The 25,692-nt window shown below is 68.6% G+C and carries 21 protein-coding genes; 11 read left to right on the top strand and 10 right to left on the bottom strand.

The features are described from left to right. Positions 1 to 425: 425 nt before the first annotated feature. Positions 426 to 1,988: a tetratricopeptide repeat protein gene (locus PQB87_RS04555; protein WP_222156254.1), complete on the bottom strand. Its 1,563-nt coding sequence runs from the start codon at positions 1,986 to 1,988 to the stop codon at positions 426 to 428. A 1,075-nt stretch (positions 1,989 to 3,063) separates the two neighbouring features. Between PQB87_RS04555 and PQB87_RS04550 the strand changes: the two genes are divergently transcribed. The 6 genes from PQB87_RS04550 (at position 3,064) to PQB87_RS04525 (ending at position 10,818) form a co-directional block, all read left to right on the top strand. Then, positions 3,064 to 4,530 (top strand): carbohydrate porin, encoded by a 1,467-nt coding sequence (locus tag PQB87_RS04550; RefSeq protein ID WP_489242634.1) that lies wholly within the window; start codon positions 3,064 to 3,066, stop codon positions 4,528 to 4,530. A gap of 65 nt (positions 4,531 to 4,595) precedes the next feature. Further along, on the top strand, positions 4,596 to 5,729 hold the full coding sequence (locus tag PQB87_RS04545) for a hypothetical protein (RefSeq protein ID WP_059621502.1): 1,134 nt from the start codon (positions 4,596 to 4,598) through the stop codon (positions 5,727 to 5,729). Positions 5,730 to 5,740: 11 nt separating this feature from the next. Beyond that, positions 5,741 to 7,039 carry an iron uptake transporter deferrochelatase/peroxidase subunit gene (gene efeB / locus PQB87_RS04540; protein WP_489242633.1) on the top strand — a complete coding sequence of 433 codons (1,299 nt, stop codon included), beginning with the start codon at positions 5,741 to 5,743 and terminating at the stop codon, positions 7,037 to 7,039. 65 nt (positions 7,040 to 7,104) lie between these two features. Next, the gene (locus tag PQB87_RS04535) at positions 7,105 to 8,139 is read left to right on the top strand and encodes an iron ABC transporter substrate-binding protein (RefSeq protein WP_489242632.1); all 1,035 of its coding nucleotides are present in this window, start codon (positions 7,105 to 7,107) and stop codon (positions 8,137 to 8,139) included. Positions 8,140 to 8,141: 2 nt separating this feature from the next. Further along, positions 8,142 to 9,740: an ABC transporter permease gene (locus tag PQB87_RS04530; protein ID WP_489242631.1), complete on the top strand. Its 1,599-nt coding sequence runs from the start codon at positions 8,142 to 8,144 to the stop codon at positions 9,738 to 9,740. Positions 9,741 to 9,768: 28 nt separating this feature from the next. Then, entirely contained in the window at positions 9,769 to 10,818 is a 1,050-nt protein-coding gene (locus tag PQB87_RS04525) for an ABC transporter ATP-binding protein (protein WP_489242630.1), read from the top strand. Positions 10,819 to 10,999: 181 nt separating this feature from the next. Here PQB87_RS04525 and PQB87_RS04520 read toward each other — a convergent pair whose 3' ends face one another. The 9 genes from PQB87_RS04520 to PQB87_RS04480 all read right to left on the bottom strand — a co-directional run bounded on the left by PQB87_RS04520 (position 11,000) and on the right by PQB87_RS04480 (position 19,841). Next, entirely contained in the window at positions 11,000 to 11,515 is a 516-nt protein-coding gene (locus tag PQB87_RS04520; protein WP_489242629.1) for an SRPBCC family protein, read from the bottom strand. A gap of 44 nt (positions 11,516 to 11,559) precedes the next feature. After that, entirely contained in the window at positions 11,560 to 12,192 is a 633-nt protein-coding gene (locus tag PQB87_RS04515; protein ID WP_027788221.1) for a LolA family protein, read from the bottom strand. Continuing rightward, the gene (locus PQB87_RS04510) at positions 12,189 to 12,620 is read right to left on the bottom strand and encodes a quinol oxidase (protein ID WP_489242628.1); all 432 of its coding nucleotides are present in this window, start codon (positions 12,618 to 12,620) and stop codon (positions 12,189 to 12,191) included. The genes PQB87_RS04515 and PQB87_RS04510 overlap by 4 nt, the downstream gene beginning before the upstream one ends. Positions 12,621 to 12,648: 28 nt before the next feature. Then, positions 12,649 to 13,434, bottom strand: a complete 786-nt coding sequence (locus PQB87_RS04505; RefSeq protein WP_174414710.1) for an anti-sigma factor family protein — start codon at positions 13,432 to 13,434, stop codon at positions 12,649 to 12,651. Further along, positions 13,431 to 13,946: a sigma-70 family RNA polymerase sigma factor gene (locus PQB87_RS04500; RefSeq protein ID WP_027788224.1), complete on the bottom strand. Its 516-nt coding sequence runs from the start codon at positions 13,944 to 13,946 to the stop codon at positions 13,431 to 13,433. Before PQB87_RS04500 ends, PQB87_RS04505 begins: the two co-directional genes overlap by 4 nt. 27 nt (positions 13,947 to 13,973) lie before the next feature. After that, positions 13,974 to 14,333, bottom strand: coding sequence for a COG4315 family predicted lipoprotein (locus tag PQB87_RS04495; RefSeq protein ID WP_059492614.1), 360 nt, complete (start codon positions 14,331 to 14,333; stop codon positions 13,974 to 13,976). 286 nt (positions 14,334 to 14,619) lie between these two features. Next, complete coding sequence (locus tag PQB87_RS04490) at positions 14,620 to 17,250, bottom strand: beta strand repeat-containing protein (RefSeq protein ID WP_489242627.1); 2,631 nt, start codon at positions 17,248 to 17,250, stop codon at positions 14,620 to 14,622. A gap of 499 nt (positions 17,251 to 17,749) precedes the next feature. Next, on the bottom strand, positions 17,750 to 18,994 hold the full coding sequence (locus tag PQB87_RS04485; RefSeq protein WP_420483036.1) for an NAD(P)/FAD-dependent oxidoreductase: 1,245 nt from the start codon (positions 18,992 to 18,994) through the stop codon (positions 17,750 to 17,752). 67 nt (positions 18,995 to 19,061) lie between these two features. Beyond that, positions 19,062 to 19,841, bottom strand: a complete 780-nt coding sequence (locus PQB87_RS04480) for an ABC transporter substrate-binding protein (RefSeq protein WP_489242626.1) — start codon at positions 19,839 to 19,841, stop codon at positions 19,062 to 19,064. A 378-nt stretch (positions 19,842 to 20,219) separates the two neighbouring features. On the opposite strand from PQB87_RS04480, the gene PQB87_RS04475 reads away from it, so the two are divergent. The 5 genes from PQB87_RS04475 (at position 20,220) to PQB87_RS04455 (ending at position 25,600) form a co-directional block, all read left to right on the top strand. Continuing rightward, positions 20,220 to 21,182: an ornithine cyclodeaminase family protein gene (locus PQB87_RS04475; RefSeq protein WP_059685064.1), complete on the top strand. Its 963-nt coding sequence runs from the start codon at positions 20,220 to 20,222 to the stop codon at positions 21,180 to 21,182. Continuing rightward, a complete protein-coding gene (locus PQB87_RS04470) occupies positions 21,179 to 21,973 on the top strand; it encodes a helix-turn-helix transcriptional regulator (protein WP_027788230.1) in 795 nt (264 codons plus the stop codon). Before PQB87_RS04475 ends, PQB87_RS04470 begins: the two co-directional genes overlap by 4 nt. A 231-nt stretch (positions 21,974 to 22,204) precedes the next feature. Next, positions 22,205 to 22,936, top strand: a complete 732-nt coding sequence (locus PQB87_RS04465) for a DsbA family oxidoreductase (protein WP_059685066.1) — start codon at positions 22,205 to 22,207, stop codon at positions 22,934 to 22,936. Between the two features lie 136 nt (positions 22,937 to 23,072). After that, positions 23,073 to 24,512: a DHA2 family efflux MFS transporter permease subunit gene (locus PQB87_RS04460; protein WP_489242625.1), complete on the top strand. Its 1,440-nt coding sequence runs from the start codon at positions 23,073 to 23,075 to the stop codon at positions 24,510 to 24,512. Positions 24,513 to 24,811: 299 nt separating this feature from the next. After that, the gene (locus PQB87_RS04455) at positions 24,812 to 25,600 is read left to right on the top strand and encodes a sulfite exporter TauE/SafE family protein (RefSeq protein ID WP_059685068.1); all 789 of its coding nucleotides are present in this window, start codon (positions 24,812 to 24,814) and stop codon (positions 25,598 to 25,600) included. The last annotated feature ends 92 nt before the right edge of the window (positions 25,601 to 25,692 follow it).

Raw genomic sequence — 25,692 nt, 5'->3', positions numbered from 1 at the left:
CGATTCGATCGCCCGATGGCCGGCCACGGAATGCGTCCTGGTGACGGTCGCAACGCCCTTGATGCCGTGGATCGCGATGAAGTTGCCGTTGGCATGACGAGGCGCATTGGTCGTTGGCTATCTCGAGTCGCGACGGCAAACCGAGCCTTTCGACGATCCCCGAACGCATCTTGTTGCCTATAAAGAGGTTCTTCGTTGATCTTCGGGGAATAGGTCAGCTTCAATTTCTTGACACTCAAACTATCAGGAATGCAGATTAATATTCCAAGAACTCGACTTCACCCAAGATACCGAAGCATCATCAGATTGGAGCGGACTCTCGACGATTCACGCGTTCGCGTCGCCCGGCACGGTCGCCTGCCCCCCCCCGAAAACCGCCCGCCGGAATGGCACAAGAGACGGTTCCGCTTGCTCCACTTGGTCGACTAGTCGCGCCGATGCGCCCTCTCGGCCGACAAAGCCGTAGCGTTGAGCTCCAGTTCGGACAAGACGCGCTCGATTACCTCGGACCAATTTCCGCGCGTGGTTTGGGTAAAGATTCGCATGCCGGGATACCACGGACTATCTTCACGATTGCGCAACCAGCGCCAGCACCCCGAGTATCGGTTCAGTAACCAAACGCGCTTACCCATGGCTGCCGCAAGATGAGCGACCGCAGTGTCGACTGAAATGACAAGATCCAGTGTGTCGATGAGGGCCGCGGTATCGGCAAAATCCCTCACCTCGTGCATCCAGTCGACTACATGCGGGTACTTCTCGTGGGGCAACGCTTTCGAAATGTCTTCTGCCTTCTGCAGACTGATCCAGTGCGCACCAGGCCACGCGAGCAATGGCGCCATCGTCTCCAGGTTGATACTGCGCCGTCGATCTTCGGGCATGGCCAAATGCCCTCCCGCCCAGACCACCCCGATGCGAGGCAAAGTCCCTGGTAACAAGGTTGCCACTTTCGATGACCATTTTCGCGATCGTCGCCGATCAGCGTGCAAATATGGCAAGTTGGCGGGAATGTTGTCTACTCGCGTTCCGAAGGCCATGGGCATCGACAGGAGCGGGCAATACCAGTCCCATCGAAGCGCGTTGAATGGCTTGTCTTCGAGCAGCGTCAGATTCGGCCACCGGGAGCAGAATGAATCGGTCATCAACCGGCGCAGCGGTTTCGGGCATAGGAATCCAACTGCCGTGAAATGTCCGAGGGCCATTTCGAGATATCTGCAAAATTGCAGCGTATCGCCAAAGCCCTGCTCGGCAAAAACGAGCAGGCGGTTTTCGCCTGGCGGTAGCGCTTGCCCCAGCCACCGACGGATCGAAATAGCAGGAGGCTTGATCCCTGAAGGCGAATCGCCCTCTCGAATGGTTGCCCATCGGTGTTCGAAATGTGGCCACGCTTCCCCATAGTCGCCGGTGCAAAGCAATGCATATCCGAGATTGGCGTGAGCTACGAGATGGTTTGGATTCAACTTGATTGCTTGACGATACGCATTGATCGCCAGATCGATTTTTCCTAACTGGTAGAAACTCACGCCCAGATTGCTATGAGCATCCGGACGCGCTGGATAACGTTCGATCATGCGTCGGCAAATATCACGGGCGTCTTCCGGCTTGTCATCCAGATCCAAGGCCATAAACAAGTTATACAGCAGCTTCGAAGTGTCCAGATCCGGCTGATGATCTTCGGCAAACGCCAGACCGCTTCGCGCGCTTGCTGCCGCCTGAGGAAACGCGTTCAATCGGACTTGCGTCACGCTCAGGCTGTTGTAGAAAGTGGCATCAGGAGACACATCAATAGCCCGTTTGAACCAGTCCTCGGCCTCCTCAACGTCATTCAACGACAGAGCGATCAGCCCTCTCAGATGCAGGACATCACCGCTTGACGGGTACTCCTTCAGAACGTCTTCGACCAACCGAAGAGCGCGTTCAGGCTGGCCAGCGTGATAAGCCTCGATGGCCTTGTCATAGCACAACTGGATATCTTCAAGATTCGATTCCACGGCAACCCCGATCAGCAGTCCACAGCAGTGAACGTTCCGCAGCGCAGTTCGGACCCGGAAGATGGACGCTGGATATCCATTACCGCCTCAATGCCGATTTGCCGGCGTTGCATGGGGCACGCGTCGAAGACCGGCGATTTCCGGGGGCCCTTCCAACGTCGACGTGTCAGTTTGAAAATTCAACCAGACCTCGAGCCGTCGTTGAACAAACGTTATCCAGAGATCGGTCGTGACCGGATGCCGTCCGAAAACATCCTGCCCCGCAAAAAACCTCGATCAGAAAAAAGCCAAGCGTGAGCTTGGCGTCAAATCCGAGGGGAAGTGCTCCGGTAACAGAGCATTGACGATGGTACGCGTCCGCACACGGCAAGATTTGAACGATTGTCACATCCAGAAAGAGGGAGGCATTTGCGGCCTTCGGCGATCACCGTCACCGGCCTGCGAGAACCGGCCATTCAAAATCGTGCGAACCATCGACTCAACGACGGAAGCGTGCCTCGTCCGGAAGCCTTGCTTCGACAACAGGGCCGTCCGGATCTGAACGAGCCTCGACGTCAGCCGCCGGAACCCGCACGAATACGACAAATAATCCCTTAACAACGCAAACCCTGAGGAGCGCCCGCGGGCCAGGCCGGCAGGCCCGCGCGGCCCAGAAATCTCATCCAGCCCCGTCGGGACACCGGGAAAGCACGGAGTTCCTGCGATCGACGTCATCACACAAAAACTTCCCTAACGGCACCGCTTCCGTCCGCTGACACGCCCCCTCCGGCACCAGCCGGATGCCTCGCGCGCCCCACCGCGCAGATCCATCGACTCGCATCCAAGCATTCATTTTCATTACGCCGATATTTACGGTTTACCTCTGCACTAAACACGCCAAACGCCCTGTCCGTAAGCCTCTGGATTACATTCGGTAATTTAATGCGAATCATTCTCGTTTACATTGACTTTCCCATTTGACACTCCTACGATGCGCCGCGTTGCGCTTTTCTTCGTGCGCCGGCCAATCGGAGCCGAGCGTCCGGACAGCGGCCGACAAGCAGGACTCCACACTAATTAAAACCATGGATTTGATATGAAGTTTGCGTCGTTCCAGGGAGACAGCGTCCGTGCCCGGATGCGCCCCGCCGCCTGCGCGGCCATCCTTGCATGCGCGTCGTTCGCGAGCGGCGCCGCTTTCGCCGACGTACCCGTCGACGCACAACCCGAAGCACCCGAAGCCGACCTCTCGATCCAGGCGAAGCCGACCAACATGTGGACCGGCATCTGGACGCGCCAGAGCCTGCTCGGCGACATGGGCGGCATCCGCCCGTGGCTCGGCAAGTACGGCGCGACACTGCAGATCACCGAAACCAGCGAATACCTCGCGAACCTGCGCGGCGGCCTGAACCGCGGCGGCGCCTACGACGGATTGACGACGGCCACGTTGACGGTCGACACGCAGAAGGCGATCGGCCTGGCCGGCGGCACGTTCAACGTCAGCGCGCTGCAGATCCACGGCACCAACCTGAGCGCGCGGAACCTCGGCACGCTCAACACCGCGAGCGGCATCGAGGCGCAGGGCACGACGCGCCTGTGGGAGCTGTGGTACCAGCAGTCGTTCCTCGACAAGCGCGTCGACGTGAAGATCGGCCAGCAGAGCCTGGACCAGGAATTCATGGTCAGCACGTATGCGAACACGTTCGTCAACACGATGTTCGGCTGGCCCGCGCTGCCGTCGTACGACCTGCCCAACGGCGGCCCCGCGTATCCGCTCGCGGGCCTCGGCGTGCGCGTGCGCGCGCAGATCACGCCGAAGCTCACCGCGCTCGCGGGCGTGTTCGACGGCGACCCGCTCGGCAACAACCCGAACAACCTCAGCGGCACCAACTTCAACGTGCACAACGGCACGCTCTATATCGGCGAGCTGCAGTACGCGCTGAACCAGCCGTCCGACGGCGAAATGGACACCGGCCGCTCGAACGGGCTGCCGGGCACCTACAAGATCGGCGTCTGGTATCACAACGGCCGCTTCGCGGACCAGAACGTGGGCACCGACGGGCTGTCGCTCTCCGATCCCGCGTCGAACGGCAACGCGCAGCTGCGCCACGGCGACTACAGCTTCTACGCGGTGGCCGACCAGATGATCTGGCGCCCCGACCCGACCGGCCCGCGCAGCCTCGGCGTGTTCGCGCGCGTGATGGGTGCGCCGGGCGACCGCAACCTGGTGAGCTTCTCGGCCAATGCGGGGATCGTGCTGAAGGCGCCGTTCGAAGGCCGCGACAACGACAGCGTCGGCCTCGGCGTCACGTACATCCAGGTCGGCAACCACGTGACCGACCTCGACCAGGCCGCGCGAACGTTCGCGACCGGCCCGTACGGCGTGCGCACCCGCGAGACGACGCTCGAGGCGACCTACCAGTACCAGGTGAACCCGTGGTGGATCGTCCAGGCCGACGCGCAGTACACGTTCAACGCGGGCGCCGGCCAGAACCCGAGCGACGCGACGCAGCCGCTGCGCAACACGTTCGTGCTCGGCGCGCGAACGACGATCACGTTCTGAGCGACGCGCCCACGCTACCCGTTTTTCGCGCGCCGCCCGGACGGCGCGCCCTCCAGGAGATTCACATGATTCAATCCGCCCCGCTTCGCCGCCTCGCGACGGGCGCACTGGCCGCCGCCGCACTGACGGCCGCCGCCGGCGCACTCGCCGAGCCGCAAGGTTTCCTCGAGACGCTGCATCGCCACACCACGCTCGTCAACACGGTGCCCGACAACGGCGACCAGAACCCGTACGCGATCGCGGTCGCGCCGGTGTCGGCCGGCACGATCCAGGCGGGCGACGTGCTCGTCGACAACTTCAACAACTCGGCGAACCTGCAAGGTACCGGCAGCACGATCGTCGACTACCGCCCGTCGACGAAGCAGCTGAGCCTGTTCGCATCGATCCCGCGGGACCTGAAGGCGTGCCCGGGCGGCATCGGCCTGTCGACGGCGATGACGATGCTCAAATCCGGCTGGGTGATCGTCGGCAGCACGCCGAGCAACGACGGCACGACGAACACCAAGGGGGCCGGCTGCCTGATCGTACTCGATCCGCAGGGCAAGATCGCATCGACGTGGTCGACCCCGAACATCAACGACCCGTGGGGCAACATGGCCGTGGTCGACCGCGGCGACAGCGCGACGCTGTTCGTCAGCATGGCCGGCTTCGGCGTCGGCCGCGCGGACGGCAACCCGCCCGTCTACAAGCAGGCGACTGTACTGCGCCTCGATCTCGACGTGCCGGCGGGCAAGCCGCCCGTGATCAAGCAGGAAACGGTCGTCGCGAGCGGCCTCGGCGCGCAGGCCGACAAGGGCGTGTTCCTGGTCGGCCCGACCGGCCTCGCGTTGTCCGGCGACCAGAAGAAGCTGTACGTGTCGGACGCGATCGGCAACCGGATCGTCGAGATCGACGATCCGCTCACGCGCGACACCAGCGCGGGCGTCGGCCGCCAGGTCACCGCCGACGGCTTCCTGCGCCGCCCGCTCGCGCTCGCGACCGCACCGAACGGCCACCTGCTCGCGACCAACGCGCAGAACGGCCAGGTCGTCGAGATCGACCCGGTCGCCGGCAAGCAGCTCTACGCGCGCTGGATCAACACCGACAAGGCACAGTCGCCCCCCGGCAACGGCAACCTGTTCGGCATCGCGATGACGCCCGAGGGCGACGGCTTCTACTACGTCGCGGACGACGTCAACACGCTGTTGCTCGCGAAGTAACGGAACGAACCATGGCAGACGATCACAACCAGCCGCCCCGCCCCGCACGGCGCGGCTTCCTGAAGGCGGGCGGCGCCGCGGTGGCCGCCGGCCTCGCGGCGGCGTCGATGCCGGCCGCGAAGGCGGCGGATGCCCCCGCCGCCGCACCGGCCCCCGCGCACGACGGCGTCGAGCCGTTCTACGGCCAGCACCAGAGCGGCATCGCGACGCCGCAGCAGCGCCACGCGTATTTCGCGGCGCTCGACCTGACGACGGCGCAGCGCGCGGACGTCGTCGCACTGCTGAAGACCTGGACCGACGCCGCCGCGCGGATGACACGCGGCGACACCGCGCAACCGCTCGCCGCGACGGGCGGCGACGAAGTCGCGCCGGCCGACGGGGGCGACGCACTCGGCCTCGGCCCCGCGCGCCTGACCATCACGTTCGGCTTCGGGCCCGGCCTGTTCGCGCTCGCGGGCAAGGACCGCTACGGCCTCGCGAAGCATCGCCCCGCCGCGCTCGTCGACCTGCCGCGTTTCAACGGCGACCAGTTGCTGCCCGAGAAAACCGGCGGCGACCTGTTCATCCAGGCATGCGCGGACGACGCGCAGGTCGCGTTCCACGCCGTGCGCCAGCTCGTGCGGCTCGGCGCGAACGCAACGCAGATGCGCTGGGGCCAGGCCGGCTTCACGTCGGGCAAGCCCGGCGAGACGCCGCGCAACCTGATGGGCTTCAAGGACGGCACGATGAATCCGCCGATGTCCGACCCGGCCGCGATGAACGAATTCGTGTGGGCCGGCAGCGAAGGCCCGGCATGGATGAACGGCGGCACCTACACGGTCGTGCGCCGGATCCGCATCACGCTCGAACACTGGGACAACACGGAGCTCGGTTTCCAGGAACAGGTGGTCGGCCGCCATAAGTACAGCGGCGCGCCGCTCGGCCGGAAGCACGAGTTCGAGGCGCTCGACCTCGACGCGGCCGACAAGGACGGCAACCCGGTGATCCCCGACAACTCGCACGCGCGCCTCGCATCGCCGCAGGTCAACAACGGCGCGCAGATCCTGCGCCGCGCGTACTCGTACAACGACAGCACGAGCTTCTACATCGAACGCTGGCCGCCGTGGCGCCAGCAGACCGAGTACGACGCGGGGCTGATGTTCGTCGCGCACCAGCGCGACCCGCGCAAGGGCTTCATTCCGATCAACGAGAAGCTCTCGAAGCTGGACATCATGAACCAGTTCACCACGCACGTCGGCAGCGCGATCTTCGCGTGCCCGCCGGGCGCGCAACCCGGTTCGTACATCGGCGCCGCGCTGTTCGAGGCATGACGTCGCGCCACGCACGCCAACGCACACCTTTCCGGCCCGGCCGGATGCAACCTGCTGAAAACGACATGATCACTACACCCGTTAGCCGCCCGCTGCGGCACCTGATTTCCGCGGCGGCCGCCGCGCTGATGCTGACCGGCGCGCTGCACGCCACCCGCACGCATGCCGCGACGCTCACGCTGTACAACGCGCAGCACGAGCAAGTCGTGAACCAGCTCGTCAAGGACTTCGAAGCGCAGAGCGGCATCACCGTGAAGGTGCGCTCGGGCGAGGGCCCCGCGCTCGCCGCGCAGATCGTCGCGGAAGGCGACCGCACGCCGGCCGACGTGTACTTCACCGAAAACTCGCCGGAGCTCGTGCTGCTCGACCGCAAGGGCCTGTTCGCGAAGACCGACGGCGCCACGCTGCAGTCGGTGCCCGCACGCTTCAACCCGGCCGACGGCAACTGGGTCGGCGTGCTCGCGCGCGAGAACGTGCTCGTCTACAACACCGCGAAAATCCAGCCGCAGCAGTTGCCCGCGTCGCTGCTCGATCTCGCGAAGCCCGAATGGAAGGGCAAGGTCGGCGTCGCGCCGAGCGACGCGGACTTCCTGCCGCTCGTGAGCGCGGTGCTCGCGCTGCATGGCGAGGCCGCGACGCTGCAATGGCTGAAGGGCCTGAAGGCCAACGCGCAGATCTTCGACGACGACGAAGGCGTGACGGCGGCCGTCAACCGCGGCGGCGTGCTGACCGGCATCGTCAACAACTACTACTGGGACCGCCTGCACGCCGAACTCGGCGACAAGTCGACGCGCAGCGCGATCCACCACTTCGGCCACGGCGACGTCGGCGGTGCCGTCAACGTGTCCGGCGCCGCGGTGCTGAAAGCGTCGAAGCACCAGCCGGAAGCGCAGAAGTTCGTCGCGTATCTCGTCGGCGAGCGTGCGCAGAAGCTGATGGCGGGCGGCCATGTCAGCTTCGAGTATCCGCTGCATCCGGGCGTCGCTCCCGATCCGATCCTGAAACCGTTCAACGAACTGAGCCCGCCGGCGCTGACGTTCGAACAGCTCGGCGACGACAGCCAGGCCGGCAAGCTGCTGCGTCAGGCCGGCCTCCTCTGAGCATGAGCGACGCCGTGTCCCGCACGGCGCGCACCGCGCGCGACGGCGAGCGCACCGCGACCCGGCGGCGCCCGTCGCGCGCGCTCGTCGCCGCGGCCGCGTGCGGGCCGCTCGCGATCCTGTTGCCGCTCGGCTTCACGCTGTACCGCGCGGCCACCTTCGGCGTCGACGATGCGATCGAGCTGCTGTGGCGCCCGCTCGTCGGCGAGTTGCTCGTCAACACGCTGTCGATCACGCTCGCCGCGACCCTCGCGTGCACGCTGCTCGGCACGTCGCTCGCGTGGTTCATCGAGCGCACCGACCTGCCGGCCCGGCCGCTGTGGACCGCGCTGGCGGCCGCGCCGCTCGCGGTGCCGCCGTTCATCACGAGCTATGCGTGGGTGTCGCTGAGCCTCGACCTGCAGGATTTCCTCGGCGCGCTGATCGTGCTGACCTCCGCGTACTTCCCGCTCGTCTACCTGCCGGTGGCCGCCGCGCTGCGCGAACTCGACCCCGCACTGGAGGAAAGCGCGCGCACGCTCGGCTGCTCGCCGTGGCATACCTTCTTCCGCGTCGTGCTGCCGCAGCTGCGCCCCGCGCTGTGCGGCGGGATGCTGCTCGTCGCGCTCGGTGTGCTGTCCGAGTTCGGCGCATTCCAGTTGCTGCGCTTTCGCACGTTCACGACCGAGATCTATGCGGAATACCGCACCGCGTTCGACGGCGGCGGCGCATCGCTGCTCGGCTGCGTGCTGATCGCGCTGTGCCTGCTGTGCCTCGCGATCGAGGCTCGCGCACGCGGCCATGCGCGCTACGGTCATACGCACCGCGCCGCACGCCGCGTCGCGATGCGTTATCCGCTCGGCAACCTGCGCGGCCCCGTCACCGTCGCGTTCGCCGCGCTCGCGGCCGCGACGCTCGGCGTGCCGCTCGCGATGATCGGCTACTGGCTCACGCAACAGGGCGCGGCCGCCGTCACGCCGGCCGACGTGTCGCCCGAGCTGCTGTGGCAGGCCACACTCGCGTCGTCCGGCTACGGCCTGATGGCGGCGGCCGTCACGACGCTGCTCGCGCTGCCGCTCGCGTTCCTGCTGGTCCGTTATCCGGGCCGCGTCGCCACCCTCCTCGAGCGCACGGCGATGACCGTGCAGGGCGTGCCGGGCATCGTCGTCGCGCTGGCGATCGTGTCGATCACGGTGCGGCTGCTGCAGCCGCTCTACCAGAGTGCACCCGCGCTCGTCGCCGCGTACGCGATCCTGTTCCTGCCGCTCGCGGTCGTCAGCGTGCGCGCCGCGCTGTCGCACGTGCAGGTCCGGCTCGAGGAAACCGCGCGCTCGCTCGGCCTCGGCTGGCGCGCGACGCTCACGCGCGTGGTGCTGCCGCTCGCGGCACCCGGCCTCGGCGCGGCCGCGACGATGGTGTTCATCTCGGTCGTGACGGAACTCAACGCGACGCTGCTGCTGTCGCCCATCGGCACCCGCACGCTCGCGACGCAGGTGTGGAGCGATACGGCGACGCTCGCGTTCGCCGCCGCGGCGCCCTATGCGGCGCTGCTCGTCGCGCTGTCGCTCGGCGCATCGGGACTGCTGTTCCTGCTGCTCGGCCGCGCGTCGGTGCGCGATTGAGCGCCGCCCTTTTTCCCCGGAACCGCCCATGAGCGAACTACGCATCCACGGCCTGTCCAAATCGTTCGGATCGCATACCGTCCTGCACGACATCGACCTCACGGTGCGGCGCGGTTCGCGCCTCGCGCTGCTCGGCCCGTCCGGCAGCGGCAAGACCACCCTGCTGCGCGTGCTGTGCGGCTTCGAGCGCGCCGAGCGCGGCACCGTCGAAATCGACGGGCGCCGCGTGGCCGCGCCCGACCTGCACCTGCCGCCCGAGGCACGCCGGATCGGCTACGTGCCGCAGGAAGGTGCGCTGTTTCCGCATCTGTCGGTGGCCGACAACATCGCGTTCGGGCTGCCGCGCGCGGCGCGGCGGCGCCATCATCGCGTCGACGAACTGCTCGAGATGGTCGGGCTGCCCGCATCGTATGCGAGCCGCGCGCCGCAGCAACTGTCGGGCGGCCAGCAGCAGCGCGTCGCGCTCGCCCGCGCGCTCGCGCCGGAGCCGTCGCTCGTGATCCTCGACGAACCGTTCTCCGCGCTCGACACGTCGCTGCGCCACGAAACGCGCAGCGCGGTCGCGGATGCGCTCGCCGCGGCGGGCGCGACATCGGTGCTCGTCACGCACGACCAGCCCGAGGCAATGACGCTCGGCGACGAAGTGGCGGTGATGTGGCACGGCCGCCTCGTACAGACGGCCGCGCCGCAGACGCTGTACCGGCAGCCGGTCACGCGCGACGTCGCGTCGTTCGTCGGGCAGGCCGTGCTGCTCGCCGGCCGCGTGCGCAGCGTGCGCATCGCCTGCGCGCTCGGCGAACTGCCGCTCGTCGCGCCGTTGCCCGACGGGCCGGCCGACGCGATGCTGCGCCCCGAGCAGATCGGCATCGTGCCGGTCACGCAGGCCGATGCCGCGCGCGGCCATACGGCGCGCGTCGAAGCCACGCAGTTCGCGGGCCAGGATGCCGACGTGGTCGTGCGCCTCGATACCGATCCCGACGTGCTCGTGCGCGCACGCGTGCCGGGACACCGGTGTCCGGCCGTGGGCGAACGTGTCGCGCTGGTGGTGGATGGCGCGGTGATGGCGTACGCGCGCTGAGCGGCGCGGCGGTTGGCGGTTGGCGGTTGGCGGTTGGCGGTTGGCGGTTGGCGGTTGGCGGTTGGCGGTTGGCGGTTGGCGGTTGGCGGTTGGCGGTTGGCGTTCGGCGTTCGGCGTTCGGCGTTCGGCGTTCGGCGTTCGGCGTTCGGCGTTCGGCGCTTTTACACGCGTTCACGCACGTTCAGGCATCGGCGCAACCCGCATCCGGCAACGGCCGGAAAATCCGGCCGTCCGTCTCGACGGCCACGCCCAGCAGCCGCGCGAGCCCCTTCGCACCTTCGCGCATCACGACGTCGTGATTCCATCGGAACAGCGGCCGACCCAGCGGCTCCAGCCGGTTCATCCAGCGCACGTGCGTGCGGATGTGCCAGTCGTAGCGCACGATGGTGCGCGCGCCGTCGGCGGCGAACGACCAGCATCCGTCGCCCTCGATCGCGCCGCTCGCGCGGCCTTCGAGCGCATGACGCGGCTCGACGCGTCGCACGCGCATGTCGAAGGTCAGCCGGTACGGCAGCGCGCCCTTCCACGTGTACCGGTGCAGCGCGCCGACGCCGCGCACGTCGCCCGGTTCGATCTCGACGGTACGCACGGCGCCCTTCCACCAGTCGGGCCAGCGGTCGACCTGGTAGATCGCGTCCCACACCGCCGCGAGCGGCGCGTCCACGTGCCAGGTCGTCGAGAACCGGTATTCCGCCATGCAGCCTCCGGCATGCCCGTCAGGGGCATGAGTCAGTGCACCGCTCAGGGCGCGAAGAAGCGTTCGGGAAACGCGACGTCGATCTCGACGTCGTCGAGCGTCACGGTTTCGAGCGGCACGTCGCCATCGTCCGCGAAGCTGACGACCTTCAGCGGAAAACCGTCCTCGGTATCCAGCCACAGCCGGTAGCGATGCACGCCGTCGACCGCATGCGCGGGCGCGCCCGTGACCGACACACGCAGCGCGGTCCGGCCGCCGACGGCCTCCTCGCCTTCGGTCACCGTCGAGCCGCCCTCCTGCAGCGCGTGAACGTTGCGCAACAGCTCGCCGACGTCGGACCGGTCGACCCGGTGGCCGCTGCGGTCGCGCACGAGCGGATTGGACGGCGACAGCGTCAGCGCGGGCGGTGCATGCGCGCCGAACGGGCGCAGCCGCACCTTGCCGTCGCCGGGATCGTACGCGAGCACCGCGCCGTGATGCGGCGACACGAAATCCATCCGGACGAAGCCCGGTTTCAGGTACGCGTAACGGAATTCCGTATGTTCGCCGCTGCGCGCGGACGAGCGGATCGTCGCGCGGTACGAGCGGACGTGGTCGAAATGCGCCTGCGCGACGGTCACGGGATCGGCGGTCATGCTCGCTCCTATCAGGCTCGCGGCCAGCAACGCGGCGATCACGGCGCCGCCTCGACATCGAGCACGCCTTCCATCCCGCGCTCGCGATGGCTGCTGAAAAACAGCAGCCGATGCGTGCAATAGTAGGCGAACCGGCCCGGCTGCGCCGGCGTGAAGCGAAACGTCTTCGGCGTCGTGCCGAGGTCCATGTGCACCACGATGCCGGCCTGCGGCGCATCGATTTCGAAGCTGTGCGGCACCAGGCCGGGCTCGGCCGACACGGTCAGCTCGACCGGCACGTGCGCCCGCACGATCACGTGGTTCGGTCGGAAGAAATAACTGCCGCCGACGATCGCGACCCGCTGCACGCCGTCGGCGTCGACGGGCACGCGCACGGGTGCGTCACCCTCCGCCCGGGCAAGCGCGGTGCCCGCGGCGAGTGCCGCCAGCATCGGGATCAGCACGAGCCCCTTCGTCATCGTCATCTTCATCGCGTGCTCCGTAGCGGCGCCGCGCGCGTCACCCCTTCCACGCGTCGGTCTGGCCGCCGAGCTCACCGCACGCTTCGATCGCGAGTTCGCGCAGGCGCCGTTCATCGCCCTGGCCGGACAATGCGTAACCCATCCCGCGATCCGACCAGAAATACGTGTAGCGGTCGCCGGCCGACATCGCCCGCGGTGCGACGCGCCGTGCGTCGTAGGCCGTCATGTACAGCGTCACGCGCTCGCCGTCCGCGCGCTGGTACATGAGTTGCGCGGCCGGCCCCGCGTCGCCCGGGAGCAGCCGGCCGCCGAGCAGCGCGTAGCCGTATTCGTCGAGCGACGGCGCGCGCACGGGCCGCCCGAGACGCGCGGACAGCCACCCGGCGAGGCGTTGCGAGTCGCCTGCTCCGACTTCGACCGGATGTTCGCGATCGGCCACGTACGTCGCGTACGCGACATCCGCGCGCGCGGCGAACGCCGGTTCGCTGTCGAGCGCGACCCAGCCCGCGTGCAGCGCGATGCCGATCAGCAGCCCGGCCGCGAGCCCCGCGAGCGCATAGGCGATCCCGCGCCGACGCGGCGCGCGGCGCTGCACGAACAGCGCGGGCGCGGCACCCGGCAGCGGAAACAGCGCCTGCAGTGCGTCGCGCTGCGCCCGGTAATGCGCGAATCGTTCGGCCTCCTCCGGATCGGCCTGCACCCGCTCGAGCATCTCGTTTCGCTCGCGCCCGGACAGCTCGCCGTCCAGCAATGCGGACAGCAGTTGCGCCGACGCATCGTCGTCCCGCTCGTCGTTCGAAGGTTTGCGCGGTTCGTCCATCATGTCTTCCCGATCACCCGTAACGCGGGCGTGCCGTGCGCCGACGGCTCGTCCGACAGCATCGCGCGCATCTGCCCGCGCGCCCGTGCGAGGCGCGACATCACCGTTCCCACCGGGACCCCGAGCACCTGTGCGGCATCGCGATAACTCAACTCCTCGAGCGCGACCAGCAGCAACACCTCGCGCTGCTCGACCGGCAGCCGGTACAGCGCGCGCTGCACGTCGCGCAGCACCAGCCCGCCGATCTCGCCGGCCGGCGCGGCCATCGTCTGCCACGGCGCCGTCGCATCGTCGACCGCGATCTCGTGCCGCGCGCGCAACTGGTCGATGAAGCGGTGCCGCAGCAGCGTCAGCAGCCACGCGCGCAGGTTGCCGCCATCGCGCGGCGGGCGGTTCAGCGCACGCTCGAGCGTGTCCTGCACGAGATCGTCCGCCCAGGCGCGGTCGCCCGTCAGCGCGCGCGCATAGCGCGTGAGATGCGGCAGCCACACCAGCAGATCCGATTCATAGCTCATCAGGATGCCTCGCGCACCGCCACACGGTCACGGGCGCGCAACGTGCCACATGCCGCCGATCCCGTCGCCGCCCGCGTCGCCGGGCTTGCGATCCTGCTTCCAGCGATACAGCGGGCGCCCGCGATACGCCCATTGCTTGCGGCCGTCGTCGCGCGCGACGAGACTCAGCGCACCCACGGCCTTGTCATACGCGTCGGCGAGCGCGGGCGGCCAGTTGGCCGCGCACGCGCTGTCGCACGCGCTCTTGCCGGGCGCGTCGCGATCGAACACGTAGAGCGTCATGTGATCTTCGTCGACCAGTTTGCCGTCGCCGGCACGGGGCGGTTCCGCGGCGGCCGGCCGCACGATAGCCGCCGTCAGCGCGGCGGCAACGAGTATCCGTTTCATGTCCTTTCTCCTTGGCACGGCATCGCGACACGGCGGCACCGGCAGGGACGATCGGCTTCGTCACGACCATTATCCCGCCGGCCGGCGCTGCCGGGATTCGGTATGTAAACGGACGAAGGAGGCCGATTATTCCGCGTCGGCCGACGCGCGCCGGCCGCGGCCGTTCATGTGACGAAACAAAGCGCGCCCCAAAAAGGACAACGCGGCATGACATCCCTGTCATGCCGCGTTGCGCGACCCGTTGCGCACGGCGGCCGATCTCGCGCCGCCGTGCGTGTCCGGCCGATTACTTCGGCAGTGCGCCCGTCAGCGACTGGAGCAGCGACGACACCGGTGCGAGCGGGTTGCCCGGCGCGCTGTTGCCCGAATGCGGCGTGACCGACAGGCCCGGCGCGGAGCCGAGCGCCGTGCCCACCGTCGTGCCGACCGCGTTGACGACCGTCGCCGTCGCGTTGCCGCCCGTCGTCAGCAGCGAGCCAACCGCACCCGCCGTGCCGCCGGCCGCATTCGCGCCCGAGCCAAGCAGGCTGCCGCCCGCCGCTGCCGTCGAACCGGCCGCGCCCGACAGCGCGCCGGCCGCCTGCCCGAGGGCCACCGGACCGTTCGCGAGTGCGCCCGTCACCGAACCGAGCGCACCGGTCAGTGCGCCGGCCGGGTTGCTGCCGCCCGTCAGGCCGCTCACGAGGTTCGTGATCGGTGCGATCGGGTTGTTGCCCGCCGCGCCCGACAACGTGCCGACGACCTGGTTCACGACGCCTTGCACCGGCGCCAGCGGGTTCGACCCGCCGAGGTTGCCGAGCGTGCCGACCACCTGGTTCACGACGCCCTGCACCGGCGCCAGCGGGTTCGTGCCGCCGAGGTTGCCGAGTGCGCCCACGACGGAGCCGACCGCGTTACCCAGTGCGTTCGTGGCCGTGCCGACCGCATTGCTGTTGCCCAGCGTGCCGACGACCTGGTTCACGACACCCTGCACCGGTGCCAGCGGATTCGAGCCACCGAGGCTGCCGAGGCTGCCGAGTGCGCCCGTCACCGAGCCGAGTGCACCGGTCAGCGCACCAGCCGCATTGCCGCCCGTCGGCAGCGCGTTCTGCAGGCCGTTGACGAGGTTCGTGATCGGCGCGATCGGGCTGCCGCCGCCGGCGCCGGACAGCGTGCCGACGACCTGATTCACGACGCCTTGCACCGGCGTCAGCGGATTCGAGTCGCCGAGCGTGCCCGCGAGCTGCGTGACGACACCTTGCACCGGCGCCAGCGGGCTGCCCGCGCCGCCGACGTTGCCGAGCGTGCCCGTGATCGTGTTGACCGCGTTGCTCAGCGTGCCGGCCGGGTTGCCGCTGCCGAGCGTACCGGTGACCTGGTCGACGACGTTCTGGATCGGGGCCAGCGGGTTCGAGCCGCCGCCGATGCCGCCCAGTGCACCCGTCACCGTGCCGAGCGCGCCGGTCAGCGCGCCGGTCGGGTTGCCGCCGCCGAGTGCGCCGGTGACCTGGTTCACGACACCTTGCACCGGGGCCAGCGGGTTCGAACCGCCGCCGATGCCGCCCAGTGCACCCGTCACCGTGCCGAGCGCGCCGGTCAGCGCGCCGGTCGGGTTGCCGCCGCCGAGTGCGCCGGTGACCTGGTTCACGACACCTTGCACCGGGGCCAGCGGGTTCGAGCCGCCGCCGATGCCGCCCAGTGCGCCCGTGACCGTACCGAGTGCGCCGGTCAGCGCGCCTGCCGGGTTGCCGCTGCCGAGCGCACCCGTTGCGGTACCGAGTGCGTTGCTTAGCGTCCCGGTCGCCGTGTTCAGTGCGCCGGTCAGCGCACCCGCGGGATTGCCGCCGCCGATAGCGCCCAATGCGCCGAGCGCCCCCGTCACGTTGCCGATTGCACCGGTTACCGTGCCGGCCGGATTGCCAGCACCGAGCTCACCCGCCACGGTACCGAGCGCACCCGTCAATGCACTGGCCGGGTTGCCGTTATTGAGCGCAGTCGTTACTTGATTGACGACGCCTTGAACCGCCCCCAGCGGGTACGAACCGCCGCCGATACCGCCCAGTGCGCCCGTCACTTGATTGACGACGCCTTGAACCGGCGCCAGCGGATTCGCGCCACCACCGACATTGCCCAGCGCACCGGTCACCGTGCCGAGTGCCCCCGTCAACGCCCCAGCCGGGTTACCACCGCCGAGCGCGCCCGTCACTTGATTGACGACACCTTGAACCGGCGCCAGCGGATTCGCGCCACCACCGACATTTCCTAGCGCACCGGTCACCGTACCGAGTGCACCCGTCAACGCACCAGCTGGATTGCCACCGCCGAGCGCGCCCGTCACTTGATTGACGACACCTTGAACCGGCGCCAGCGGATTCGCCCCGCCGCCGACATTGCCCAGCGCACCGGTCACCGTGCCGAGTGCCCCCGTCAACGCCCCGGCCGGGTTACCACCGCCGAGCGCGCCCGTGACTTGATTGACGACACCTTGAACCGGCGCCAGCGGATTCGCGCCACCACCGACATTGCCCAGCGCACCGGTCACCGTACCGAGTGCCCCCGTCAACGCGCCAGCCGGGTTGCCGCCGCTCAGCGCACCCGTCACCTGGTTCACCACACCCTGAACCGGCGCAAGCGGCTGCAAGGTGCCACCGCCGAGTGCGCCCGTCACCGCCCCCACGGCGCCCGACAGTGCCTGGCCGGGATCGCCAAGGGACGTCTGGATCGCGCCCGCCCCGCCCGCCGCCACGGTGACCGAACCCAGCGGCGACGTCCCCGTCGCGACCAGCCCGACCGAGACGCTGTTCGTCGGCGGGTTGACGATCACTTGCGGGATCGGCAGCCCATCAAGGGGCCCCGCCACCGCGGAACCCGAAGCCAGTACCCCGAACACCGTCGCGACCGACAGCGCTGCACCCGTCAATTTCAGATTGTGTCCCATCTTTGTTTTTCCCCATCTCGGTTGGCACAACGTTGATAAAGCATGGGGACGGATTGCACGAAGTGTGCCAATTCGAAAAACCGGATTGATTCGTCTGTCTATTGGCGCGCAATAACGCTTTTTTAATCGATTTCAGACGAAAAGCACGACCCCGGCATCGCAATCATCTGATGAAAAAGGACTGCGGAGAACGGATGTAACGTAACGTTTGCGAGCCCCGTGGTAACGTGTTCCGGTACATTCCGCGTAACACCGGAACGCGCTGGCGGCGCGGTGCATCAGACCGTCACGAACGGCGGCCGATTACACATTTCAGCAAAATGAAAATGCATTGATAAATCGCCGATTTGCTTATTTTCTTTATTTGGCGATCATCTTTCTTTCCGATTACGCAGATCATTTCCGATTGCGCGATTTCCGGTAATCCGGATAGCAGAATGAAACATTGTAAAGGCCGCGTCGCAACCGGCGCGCGCGCGAGGCCGCGCGCGCCGCCGGATCAGCCGAAGCGTGCGGGCCGGTACGGATGGGGATCGATATAGGTCGGCGCGCCCGTCATCATTTCGGCGAGCAGGCGCCCGGTCGCAGGGCCGAGCGTGAGCCCGTGGTGACAATGGCCAAACGCGAACCACAGGTGGCGATGGCGCGGCGCGGGCCCGATCACCGGGCGCATGTCGGGCGTGCACGGCCGCATCCCGAGCCACGGCTCGGGATCGAGCCGCTCGCCGATGCCGAACGCGTCGCGCGCCAGCGGCTCCGCACGCGCGAGCTGCACGCCGGTCGGCGGTGCGCCGCGCAGCGCGATCTCGACGCCGGTCGTGAGCCGCAGCCGGCCGCCTTCCATCGGCGCGACGACGAAACCTTCCTCGGTATCGCACACGGGCACGTTCAACGGCGCGCGCGTCGGCCGGTAGTGCATGTGGTAGCCGCGCTTCGCGCGCAGCGGAATCCGGTAGCCGAGCGGCGCGAACACGTGATCGGACCACGGCCCGAGCGCGACCACCGCCGAGCGCGCCGAGATCGGCCCGTGTTCGGTACCGACCTGCCAGCCGTCCTCCACCTGCACGAGCGTCTTGGCATCGCCGAGCACGAACGTGCCGCCGTCGCGCTCGAACAACCGGGCGTAGGCCTTGGTCAGCCCGCCCGGGCTCGACACGGTCTTCGGGTCCTGCCAGTGGAATGCGCCGCAGAACGCGTCGCTGACGCCGGGCTCCGTCGCGCGCAACGCACGTGCGTCGAGCACCGTCATCCGCAGCCCGTGCGCGTCGGCCACGCGCTGCTGCACGCGCGCTTCCGCATCGAACAGCGCGGGCGACCGGAACGCTTCGATCCACCCGCCGTCGTGCACGAGCGGCTGCGCATCGGTACGCGCGAGCAGCGCGTCGTGCTCGACGACGCTCGCCGCGACGAGCGGCAGCAGGTCGCGCGCGGCGGCCGCGAGCCGCTGCGGCGACGATTCGCGCCAGAAGCGCGCGAGCCAGCCCGCATACGCGGGCAGCGCGCGGTAGTCCCAGTAGAGATCGACCGAGCGATTGCGCGCATAGCGCAGCAAAGTACCGAGCCGGCGCGGAAACGCGTACGGCACGACCGACGAGCGTTCGATCAGCCCCGCATTGCCGTGGCTCGTTTCCTCGCCGGGCGCACGCCGGTCGACGAGCGCGACGCGCAACCCGCGATCCTGCAGATGCAGCGCCGACGACACGCCGACGATGCCGGCCCCCAGAACGATGACGTCGAAATCCATGGTTCCCCGTACTGCGTCGAGATTCGATGCGGCACGCACCGGCCCGGCGGCCGACGCGCGGCGGTCATTACTTCGCGACGATGTCGCGCTTGAAGTACTTCTGCGACAGCGCGCCGAGCGTGCCGTCCTTCTTCAGCGCGTCGAGCGCGCCGACGATCTTCGCCTGCAGCGCCTTGTCGTTCTTGCGCATCCCGAAGCCCGTGCCTTCGCCGAGCGTCGCCGGATCCTTCAGCGGCTCGCCGACGATCTGGTAGTCGCGGCCGGCCGGCTTGTCGAGGAAACCGTCCTGCGCGGTCTGCGCTTCCTGCACGGCCGCGTCGAGACGACCCGCGACGAGATCGGCGTAGATCTGGTCCTGATCCTGGTACGACACGACGGCCACGCCCGCGTTGGCCCAGTGCGCCTTCAGGAAATCCTCCTGCGACGAGCCCTGCAGCACGCCGACGTGCCTGCCGCGCAGGCTCGAGACGTCGGGCCGCAGCGGCGAGCCGTGCTTCGCGACCATCACGATCGGCACCACGTAGATCGCCGGCGTGAAGTCGATGCTCTGCTTGCGCTTCGCGGTGATGTTCATCGCCGAATTGATCGCGTCGAACTTGCGCGCCTGCAGCGCCGGAATCAGGCCGTCGAACGAATTCTCGACCCACACGCACTTCATGTTCAGCTTCGCGCACACCGCGTTGCCGATGTCGACGTCGAAACCCTGCAGCTGACCGGCCGGCGTCTTGCTCTCGAACGGCGGATAGGCGGCTTCGATCCCGAAGCGCAACGTGGTCTGTTCGGCGTGGGCCGTGACGGCCGCACAGGCGAGCGCCGCAGCGGCGCAGAGGGAGAGCTTCCAGTTCATGACGGTCCTTCCGTTCTGGATTGAGGCGATGAAGATCGGTACACGACGGCCGCGGCCGGGCGCCGGATCGGCATTCGAAGCAGGCGGTCGCCACGCGGCGGCGGGTCGTGTCCTGCACGCGAAATATAGACTCAAAGTCTACTATAGACTATAGGGGATACGAGAATCGTGCCCCGATACGCGGCATCGGAAATTCTCCCGACATCGAAAACACCCTTGATTTCTCGATGTTTTTCCAGAATCCCGCGATGACGCAAAGTCTCGAAAAGAAAAATTCTCCCGATTTCGTTTGTCTATATTAGACTTTTCGTCCATCACGAACACTGCCGGACACGTCGATCGAGACAGTCCAGTCCGGCCCCGACCGGAGATGTCCTCATGACGCAAACCGCCCCGACCCTGCCGCTGACCGTCGACGAAGCCGCGGTGCGCGCGGCCCTGCCGTCGCTCGACGTGCTCGGCACGCTGCGCAGCATGTTCGCGTCGCTCGCCGCGGCGCGCGCGGTGCAGCCGCCGCAAACACTCACGCTGTTTCCCGGGCAGGCCGGCGACTTCATCACGTATCTGGGCGCGCTCGCCGACGCGCAGGTGTTCGGCGCGAAGCTGTCGCCTTATGTCGTGACGGGCGGCAAGCCCATCGTCACCGCGTGGACCGCGCTGATGTCGATGCGCACGGGCCAGCCGCTGATGTGGTGCGATGCGGGCCTGCTGACGGTCGAGCGCACGGCCGGCACGACCGCGCTCGCGGTCGATTGTCTCGCGCCGGGCAACGCGCGCCATCTCGCGATCGTCGGCGCGGGCGCGGTCGGCCTCGCGCACCTGCGGCACACCGCGGGACTGCGCGACTGGGAAACGATCCGCGTGTACTCGCCCGCGCTCGCCGGCGACGCGGCGCAGCAGGCGGCGCTTGCGCAGCTCGACCCGCGCGCACGCGCCGCCGCGAGCGTCGAAGCCTGCGTGCGCGACGCGGACGTCGTGATGCTGTGCACGTCGTCGGGCACGCCCGTGCTCGGCGACGGGATGCTCACGCGCCCCGCGCTCGTCACGTCGATCAGCACGAACGTCGCGCGCGCGCACGAGATCCCGCCCGCCTGGCTGCCCGGCATGGACGTGTACTGCGACTACCGGCACACGACGCCCGCGAGCGCCGGCGAAATGCAGATCGCGACGGCCGAGCACGGCTGGGAAGCCGCGCGAATCGCCGGCGACCTGCCCGCGCTCGTCGCCGGCACCTGCCCGGCACCGTCGTATGCCCGTCACGCATTCTTCCGCTCGATCGGCCTCGGGCTCGAGGACATCGCGATCGCGCACGCGCTGTACGCGCACCTGACGCGCGCATGAGCGGCACGCGAGCGCGGGGCCGATACAATGGCGCAACCGCCGCGGCGGCCGCGCGCGGGCGCACGGGCATGCCGGCCACCGGCACGCCGCCTCGCCGGCCCGATGGGCCGCCCGGCCCCCGCCCACCCGAGATGGCGACACCGATGCGCAAGAAGAAATCCCCCGTCAAAGACCTGCTGCTCACCCGTTATGCGCCGATCGCCGACGGTATCGCCGCGCTGTTCTTCCCGTACGCGGAAGTCGTGATCCACGACCTGCACGACCAGACCGTGCTGTATCTCGCGAACAACCTGTCGAAGCGCGAGGTCGGCGACGATTCCGCGCTGGAGGAAATCGATCATTCCGCGCGCGAGCGCGTGATCGGCCCGTACGAGAAGCTGAACTGGGACGGCCGGCGGATGCGCTGCGTGAGCAACGTGCTGTTCGACGACGAAGGCCACCCGGCCGGGATGATGTGCATCAACTTCAACATCGCGGTGTTCGACGAGGTGCGCGCGACGCTCGACCTGTTCATCAAGGGTGCGGGCGTGGTCGCGCAGCCGGACGAGCTGTTCCGCGACGACTGGCAGGAGCGCATCAACACGTTCCTGCACGGCTGGCTGCGCGAGCGGCAGGTCGGGCTGAACGGGCTCACGCGCGAGCACCGGCGCGAGCTCGTCGAAGCGCTGTACGCGGAGGGCGCGTTCCGCGGCAAGAGCGCGGCGAACTACGTCGCGAATGTGCTCGGGATGGGCCGCGCGACGGTCTACAAGCACCTCAAGCACCTGAAGGAAACGCAGGGCGACGCGTAAGCGAAACGCGGGGGCGGGCGGGTTCGCCCGTTCGCCGGGACGACGAAACGCCTGTTCGTCGGGACGCGCGGCGGCGGCCGGTATCGGCCATCGCTATCGGTGCGCCGCTTCCGTGTCTATGCTTCGTGATGCGGCGGGCGCCCGTTTCACGCACCCGCCCGGCCTGGACGAAGCGTCGAAGCACAAAGTGATATAGTCCCGGTTACACTTTTTTGCTGCCCGGAACCGCCCATGACGACCGCTCCCGCCCCGATTGCCCGCCCGACCCTGACCGTCGAAATCTGGTCCGACCTGATCTGCCCGTGGTGCTGGATCGGCAAGCGCCGCTTCGACGAGGCGCTCGCCGCGTTCGCGCACGCCGAGCGCGTCGACGTCGCGCTGCGCGCATACCGGCTGATGCCGGGCCAGCCGGTCGAGCCGGTCGAGGCGATGCTCGCCGGCAAGTACCGGATGTCGCCCGCGCAGGTCGACCAGATGCTGCGCCAGGTGACCGATGCGGCCGCGAGCGTCGGGCTGCGTTACGACCTGCCCGGCACGCTCGTCGGCGACACGCTCGACGGCCACCGGCTCGTGAAGCTCGCGGAAGCGACGGGCCGCGCGCACGCGCTGACCGAGCGGCTGTACCGCGCGTACTTCTGCGAGCACGGCTCGCTGTTCGATCACGCCGAGCTGACCGAATTCGCGGTCGAAGCGGGGCTCGAGCGCGCGGCCGTCGAAGACGTGCTGCGCAGCGACCTGTACCGCGACGAAGTCGAAGCCGATATCGCACGCGCCGCGCAGATCGGCGGGCGCGGCGTGCCGCTGTTCGTGTTCGGCGGCCGTTACGCGGTGTCGGGCGCGCAGCCGGCCGACGCGTTCGCGCAGGCGCTCGACCAGGCATGGCGCGACGGCATCGTCGAACTCGACGGCGGCGACGCGGCCGCATGCGGCCCCGACGGCTGCGAACTGCCGGCGCGCGCGTAACGCCCGTCGCATCCGTCACGCGCGTCCCGCCCGGACGCGCGACTACGCATCGCTCCTGCCACAAACCGGCAGGAAGCCCGCGCCGAGGGGGCCTACAATGCATCCTTTCAAATAACTATCAGAAGGCTGCAAGCCCATGACCCACGGGATCCACGGCGAGAAGCGCTGGTACGCGCTGATCGTCCTCTGCCTCGGCGTGCTGATGATCGTGCTCGACAGCACGATCGTGAACGTTGCGCTGCCGTCGATCAGCACCGACCTCCATTTCACCGAGTCGGCCCTCGTGTGGGTCGTCAACGCGTACCTGCTGACGTTCGGCGGCTGCCTGCTGCTCGGCGGCCGGCTCGGCGACCTGTATGGCCAGCGGCGCATGTTCCTCGCCGGCCTCGTCGTGTTCACGCTCGCGTCGCTCGCATGCGGCCTCGCCCAGTCGCAGACGATGCTGATCGCCGCGCGCGCGGTGCAGGGGCTCGGCGGCGCGGTGGTGTCGGCCGTGTCGCTGTCGCTGATCATGAACCTCTTCACCGAGCCCGGCGAACGCGCGCGGGCAATGGGCGTGTACGGCTTCGTCTGCGCGGGCGGCGGCAGCATCGGCGTGCTGCTCGGCGGGCTGCTGACGAGCTCGCTGTCGTGGCACTGGATCTTCCTCGTCAACCTGCCGATCGGCATCGCCGTCTATGCGATGTGCGTCGCGCTGCTGCCGCGCCTGCGCGCGCCGGCCGGCACCGCACGGCTTGACGTCGCGGGCGCGGTCACCGTGACCGCGTCGCTGATGCTGGCGGTCTACGGGATCGTCGGCGGCAACGAAGCCGGCTGGCTGTCGACGCAGACCGTCGTGCTGATCGGCGCCGCGGTCGCGCTGCTCGCCCTGTTCATCGCGATCGAGGCGCGCGCCGCGCATCCGCTGATGCCGCTCACGCTGTTCGCCGCGCGCAACGTCGCGCTCGCGAACGTGATCGGCGTGCTGTGGGCGGCCGCGATGTTCGCGTGGTTCTTCCTGTCCGCGCTGTACATGCAGCGTGTGCTCGGCTACGGACCGCTGCAGGTCGGTCTCGCGTTCCTGCCGGCGAACCTGATCATGGCCGCGTTCTCGCTCGGGCTGTCCGCGCGCATCGTGATGCGCTTCGGGATCCGCGGCCCGATCGCGGCCGGCCTGCTGATCGCGGCCTGCGGCCTCGCCCTGTTTTCGCGCGCACCGGTGGACGGCGGCTTCGCCTGGCACGTGCTGCCCGGCATGACGCTGCTCGGCATCGGCGCGGGCGTCGCGTTCAACCCGATGCTGCTCGCCGCGATGAGCGACGTCGATCCGGCCGATTCCGGGCTCGCGTCGGGGATCGTCAACACCGCGTTCATGATGGGCGGCGCGCTCGGCCTCGCCGTGCTCGCGAGCCTCGCGGCCGCCCGCACCGACGTGCTCGCGGCCGCGAACGCCGCGCCGCTCGACGCACTGAACGGCGGCTACCATGCGGCCTTCGCGTTCGGCGCGGCATTCGCTGCCGCCGCCGCGCTGATCGGGCTCGCGCTGCGCATCCGGCGGCAGGACGCCGTCGAAGGTACCGGCCCCGCGATGCACTGACGCCGAAGAGCCGCAGGCGGCGGATGAATCCGGCCGTTTGCATCGAACCTGGGGCGCGCACCGTCGCGCCCTTTTTCTTCTTCCGGGTGCCGCGCACCGCCCGTCCTGTCGTCGCAGGCCGGCACCGGCCACCACGTTGGCCCTGCCCCGTTCAAACGCCCGTTTCAGCGCCGCCTGCCGCCCGCGCCTTCCCGGCCGATTTTTAACGCAGTCGTACACCGACCCGCCACATTTGCGACAATGGCGGACTTTGACCCACGCGCCGCTACCGCCGAACGCCGCATAACCGCCTCCTTCCGATGTCGCTTCCCCATATCGATCTGCTGTACTCGTTGTCCGGCCTGTTCGTCGGCATCCTCGTCGGCCTGACCGGCGTCGGCGGTGGTTCGTTGATGACGCCGATCCTCGTGCTGCTGTTCGGCGTCCACCCCGCGACGGCCGTCGGCACCGACCTGCTCTATGCGGCCGCGACCAAGGCCACCGGCACGCTCGTCCACGGCCTGAAGGGTTCGATCGACTGGCGCATCACGGGCCGGCTCGCGGCAGGCAGCGTGCCGGCCGCGGCCATCACGCTGTGGTGGCTGCACACGCACGGGATGAATACGCCGGGCACCGCGCGGATGATCCAGCTCGTGCTCGGCGTCGCGCTGCTGCTCACGTCGCTCGCGCTGATCTTCCGGCCGCAGCTCACCGCGTTCGCCGCGCGCAACCCGCTCGCGCCGAGCCCCGCGCGCACGCTGTGGTCGACCGTGCTGACGGGCGCCGTGCTCGGCGTGCTCGTGTCGATGACGTCGGTCGGTGCCGGCGCGATCGGCGTCACCGTGCTCCTGCTGCTGTATCCGATGCTCGCGACGACCCGCATCGTCGGTTCCGACATCGCGCACGCGGTACCGCTCACGCTGGTCGCGGGCATGGGCCACTGGCTGCTCGGCTCGGTCGACTGGTCGATGCTGCTGTCGCTGCTGCTCGGCTCGTTGCCGGGCATCGTGCTCGGCAGCCTGCTGTCGGCGCGCGCACCCGAGCGGCTGCTGCGCAACCTGCTCGCCGCGACGCTCGTCGCGGTCGGCGTGAGGCTCGTGCTCGCGTAGGCAGGCGCCGATCCCGCCCTTCACCCGCGGCTCCGCCCTTTCCCGGCCAGCGCATCCGACGCGCGGCGCCCTCCGCTGCCGATAAAAAACAG

This window comes from Burkholderia sp. KL41 (genome assembly GCF_057005415.2).
Note: the sequence above shows the minus strand (reverse complement) of the source record. Positions and strands in the feature narration are given on the sequence as shown.

Coding starts and splice junctions, on each gene's coding strand:
- PQB87_RS04550 (WP_489242634.1), top strand. CDS start 3,064: ATGAAGTTTGCGTCGTTCCAGGGAGACAGCGTCCGTGCCCGGATGCGC.
- PQB87_RS04545 (WP_059621502.1), top strand. CDS start 4,596: ATGATTCAATCCGCCCCGCTTCGCCGCCTCGCGACGGGCGCACTGGCC.
- efeB (WP_489242633.1), top strand. CDS start 5,741: ATGGCAGACGATCACAACCAGCCGCCCCGCCCCGCACGGCGCGGCTTC.
- PQB87_RS04535 (WP_489242632.1), top strand. CDS start 7,105: ATGATCACTACACCCGTTAGCCGCCCGCTGCGGCACCTGATTTCCGCG.
- PQB87_RS04530 (WP_489242631.1), top strand. CDS start 8,142: ATGAGCGACGCCGTGTCCCGCACGGCGCGCACCGCGCGCGACGGCGAG.
- PQB87_RS04525 (WP_489242630.1), top strand. CDS start 9,769: ATGAGCGAACTACGCATCCACGGCCTGTCCAAATCGTTCGGATCGCAT.
- PQB87_RS04520 (WP_489242629.1), bottom strand. CDS start 11,515: ATGGCGGAATACCGGTTCTCGACGACCTGGCACGTGGACGCGCCGCTC.
- PQB87_RS04510 (WP_489242628.1), bottom strand. CDS start 12,620: ATGAAGATGACGATGACGAAGGGGCTCGTGCTGATCCCGATGCTGGCG.
- PQB87_RS04505 (WP_174414710.1), bottom strand. CDS start 13,434: ATGATGGACGAACCGCGCAAACCTTCGAACGACGAGCGGGACGACGAT.
- PQB87_RS04500 (WP_027788224.1), bottom strand. CDS start 13,946: ATGAGCTATGAATCGGATCTGCTGGTGTGGCTGCCGCATCTCACGCGC.
- PQB87_RS04495 (WP_059492614.1), bottom strand. CDS start 14,333: ATGAAACGGATACTCGTTGCCGCCGCGCTGACGGCGGCTATCGTGCGG.
- PQB87_RS04490 (WP_489242627.1), bottom strand. CDS start 17,250: ATGGGACACAATCTGAAATTGACGGGTGCAGCGCTGTCGGTCGCGACG.
- PQB87_RS04485 (WP_420483036.1), bottom strand. CDS start 18,994: ATGGATTTCGACGTCATCGTTCTGGGGGCCGGCATCGTCGGCGTGTCG.
- PQB87_RS04480 (WP_489242626.1), bottom strand. CDS start 19,841: ATGAACTGGAAGCTCTCCCTCTGCGCCGCTGCGGCGCTCGCCTGTGCG.
- PQB87_RS04475 (WP_059685064.1), top strand. CDS start 20,220: ATGACGCAAACCGCCCCGACCCTGCCGCTGACCGTCGACGAAGCCGCG.
- PQB87_RS04470 (WP_027788230.1), top strand. CDS start 21,179: ATGAGCGGCACGCGAGCGCGGGGCCGATACAATGGCGCAACCGCCGCG.
- PQB87_RS04465 (WP_059685066.1), top strand. CDS start 22,205: ATGACGACCGCTCCCGCCCCGATTGCCCGCCCGACCCTGACCGTCGAA.
- PQB87_RS04460 (WP_489242625.1), top strand. CDS start 23,073: ATGACCCACGGGATCCACGGCGAGAAGCGCTGGTACGCGCTGATCGTC.
- PQB87_RS04455 (WP_059685068.1), top strand. CDS start 24,812: ATGTCGCTTCCCCATATCGATCTGCTGTACTCGTTGTCCGGCCTGTTC.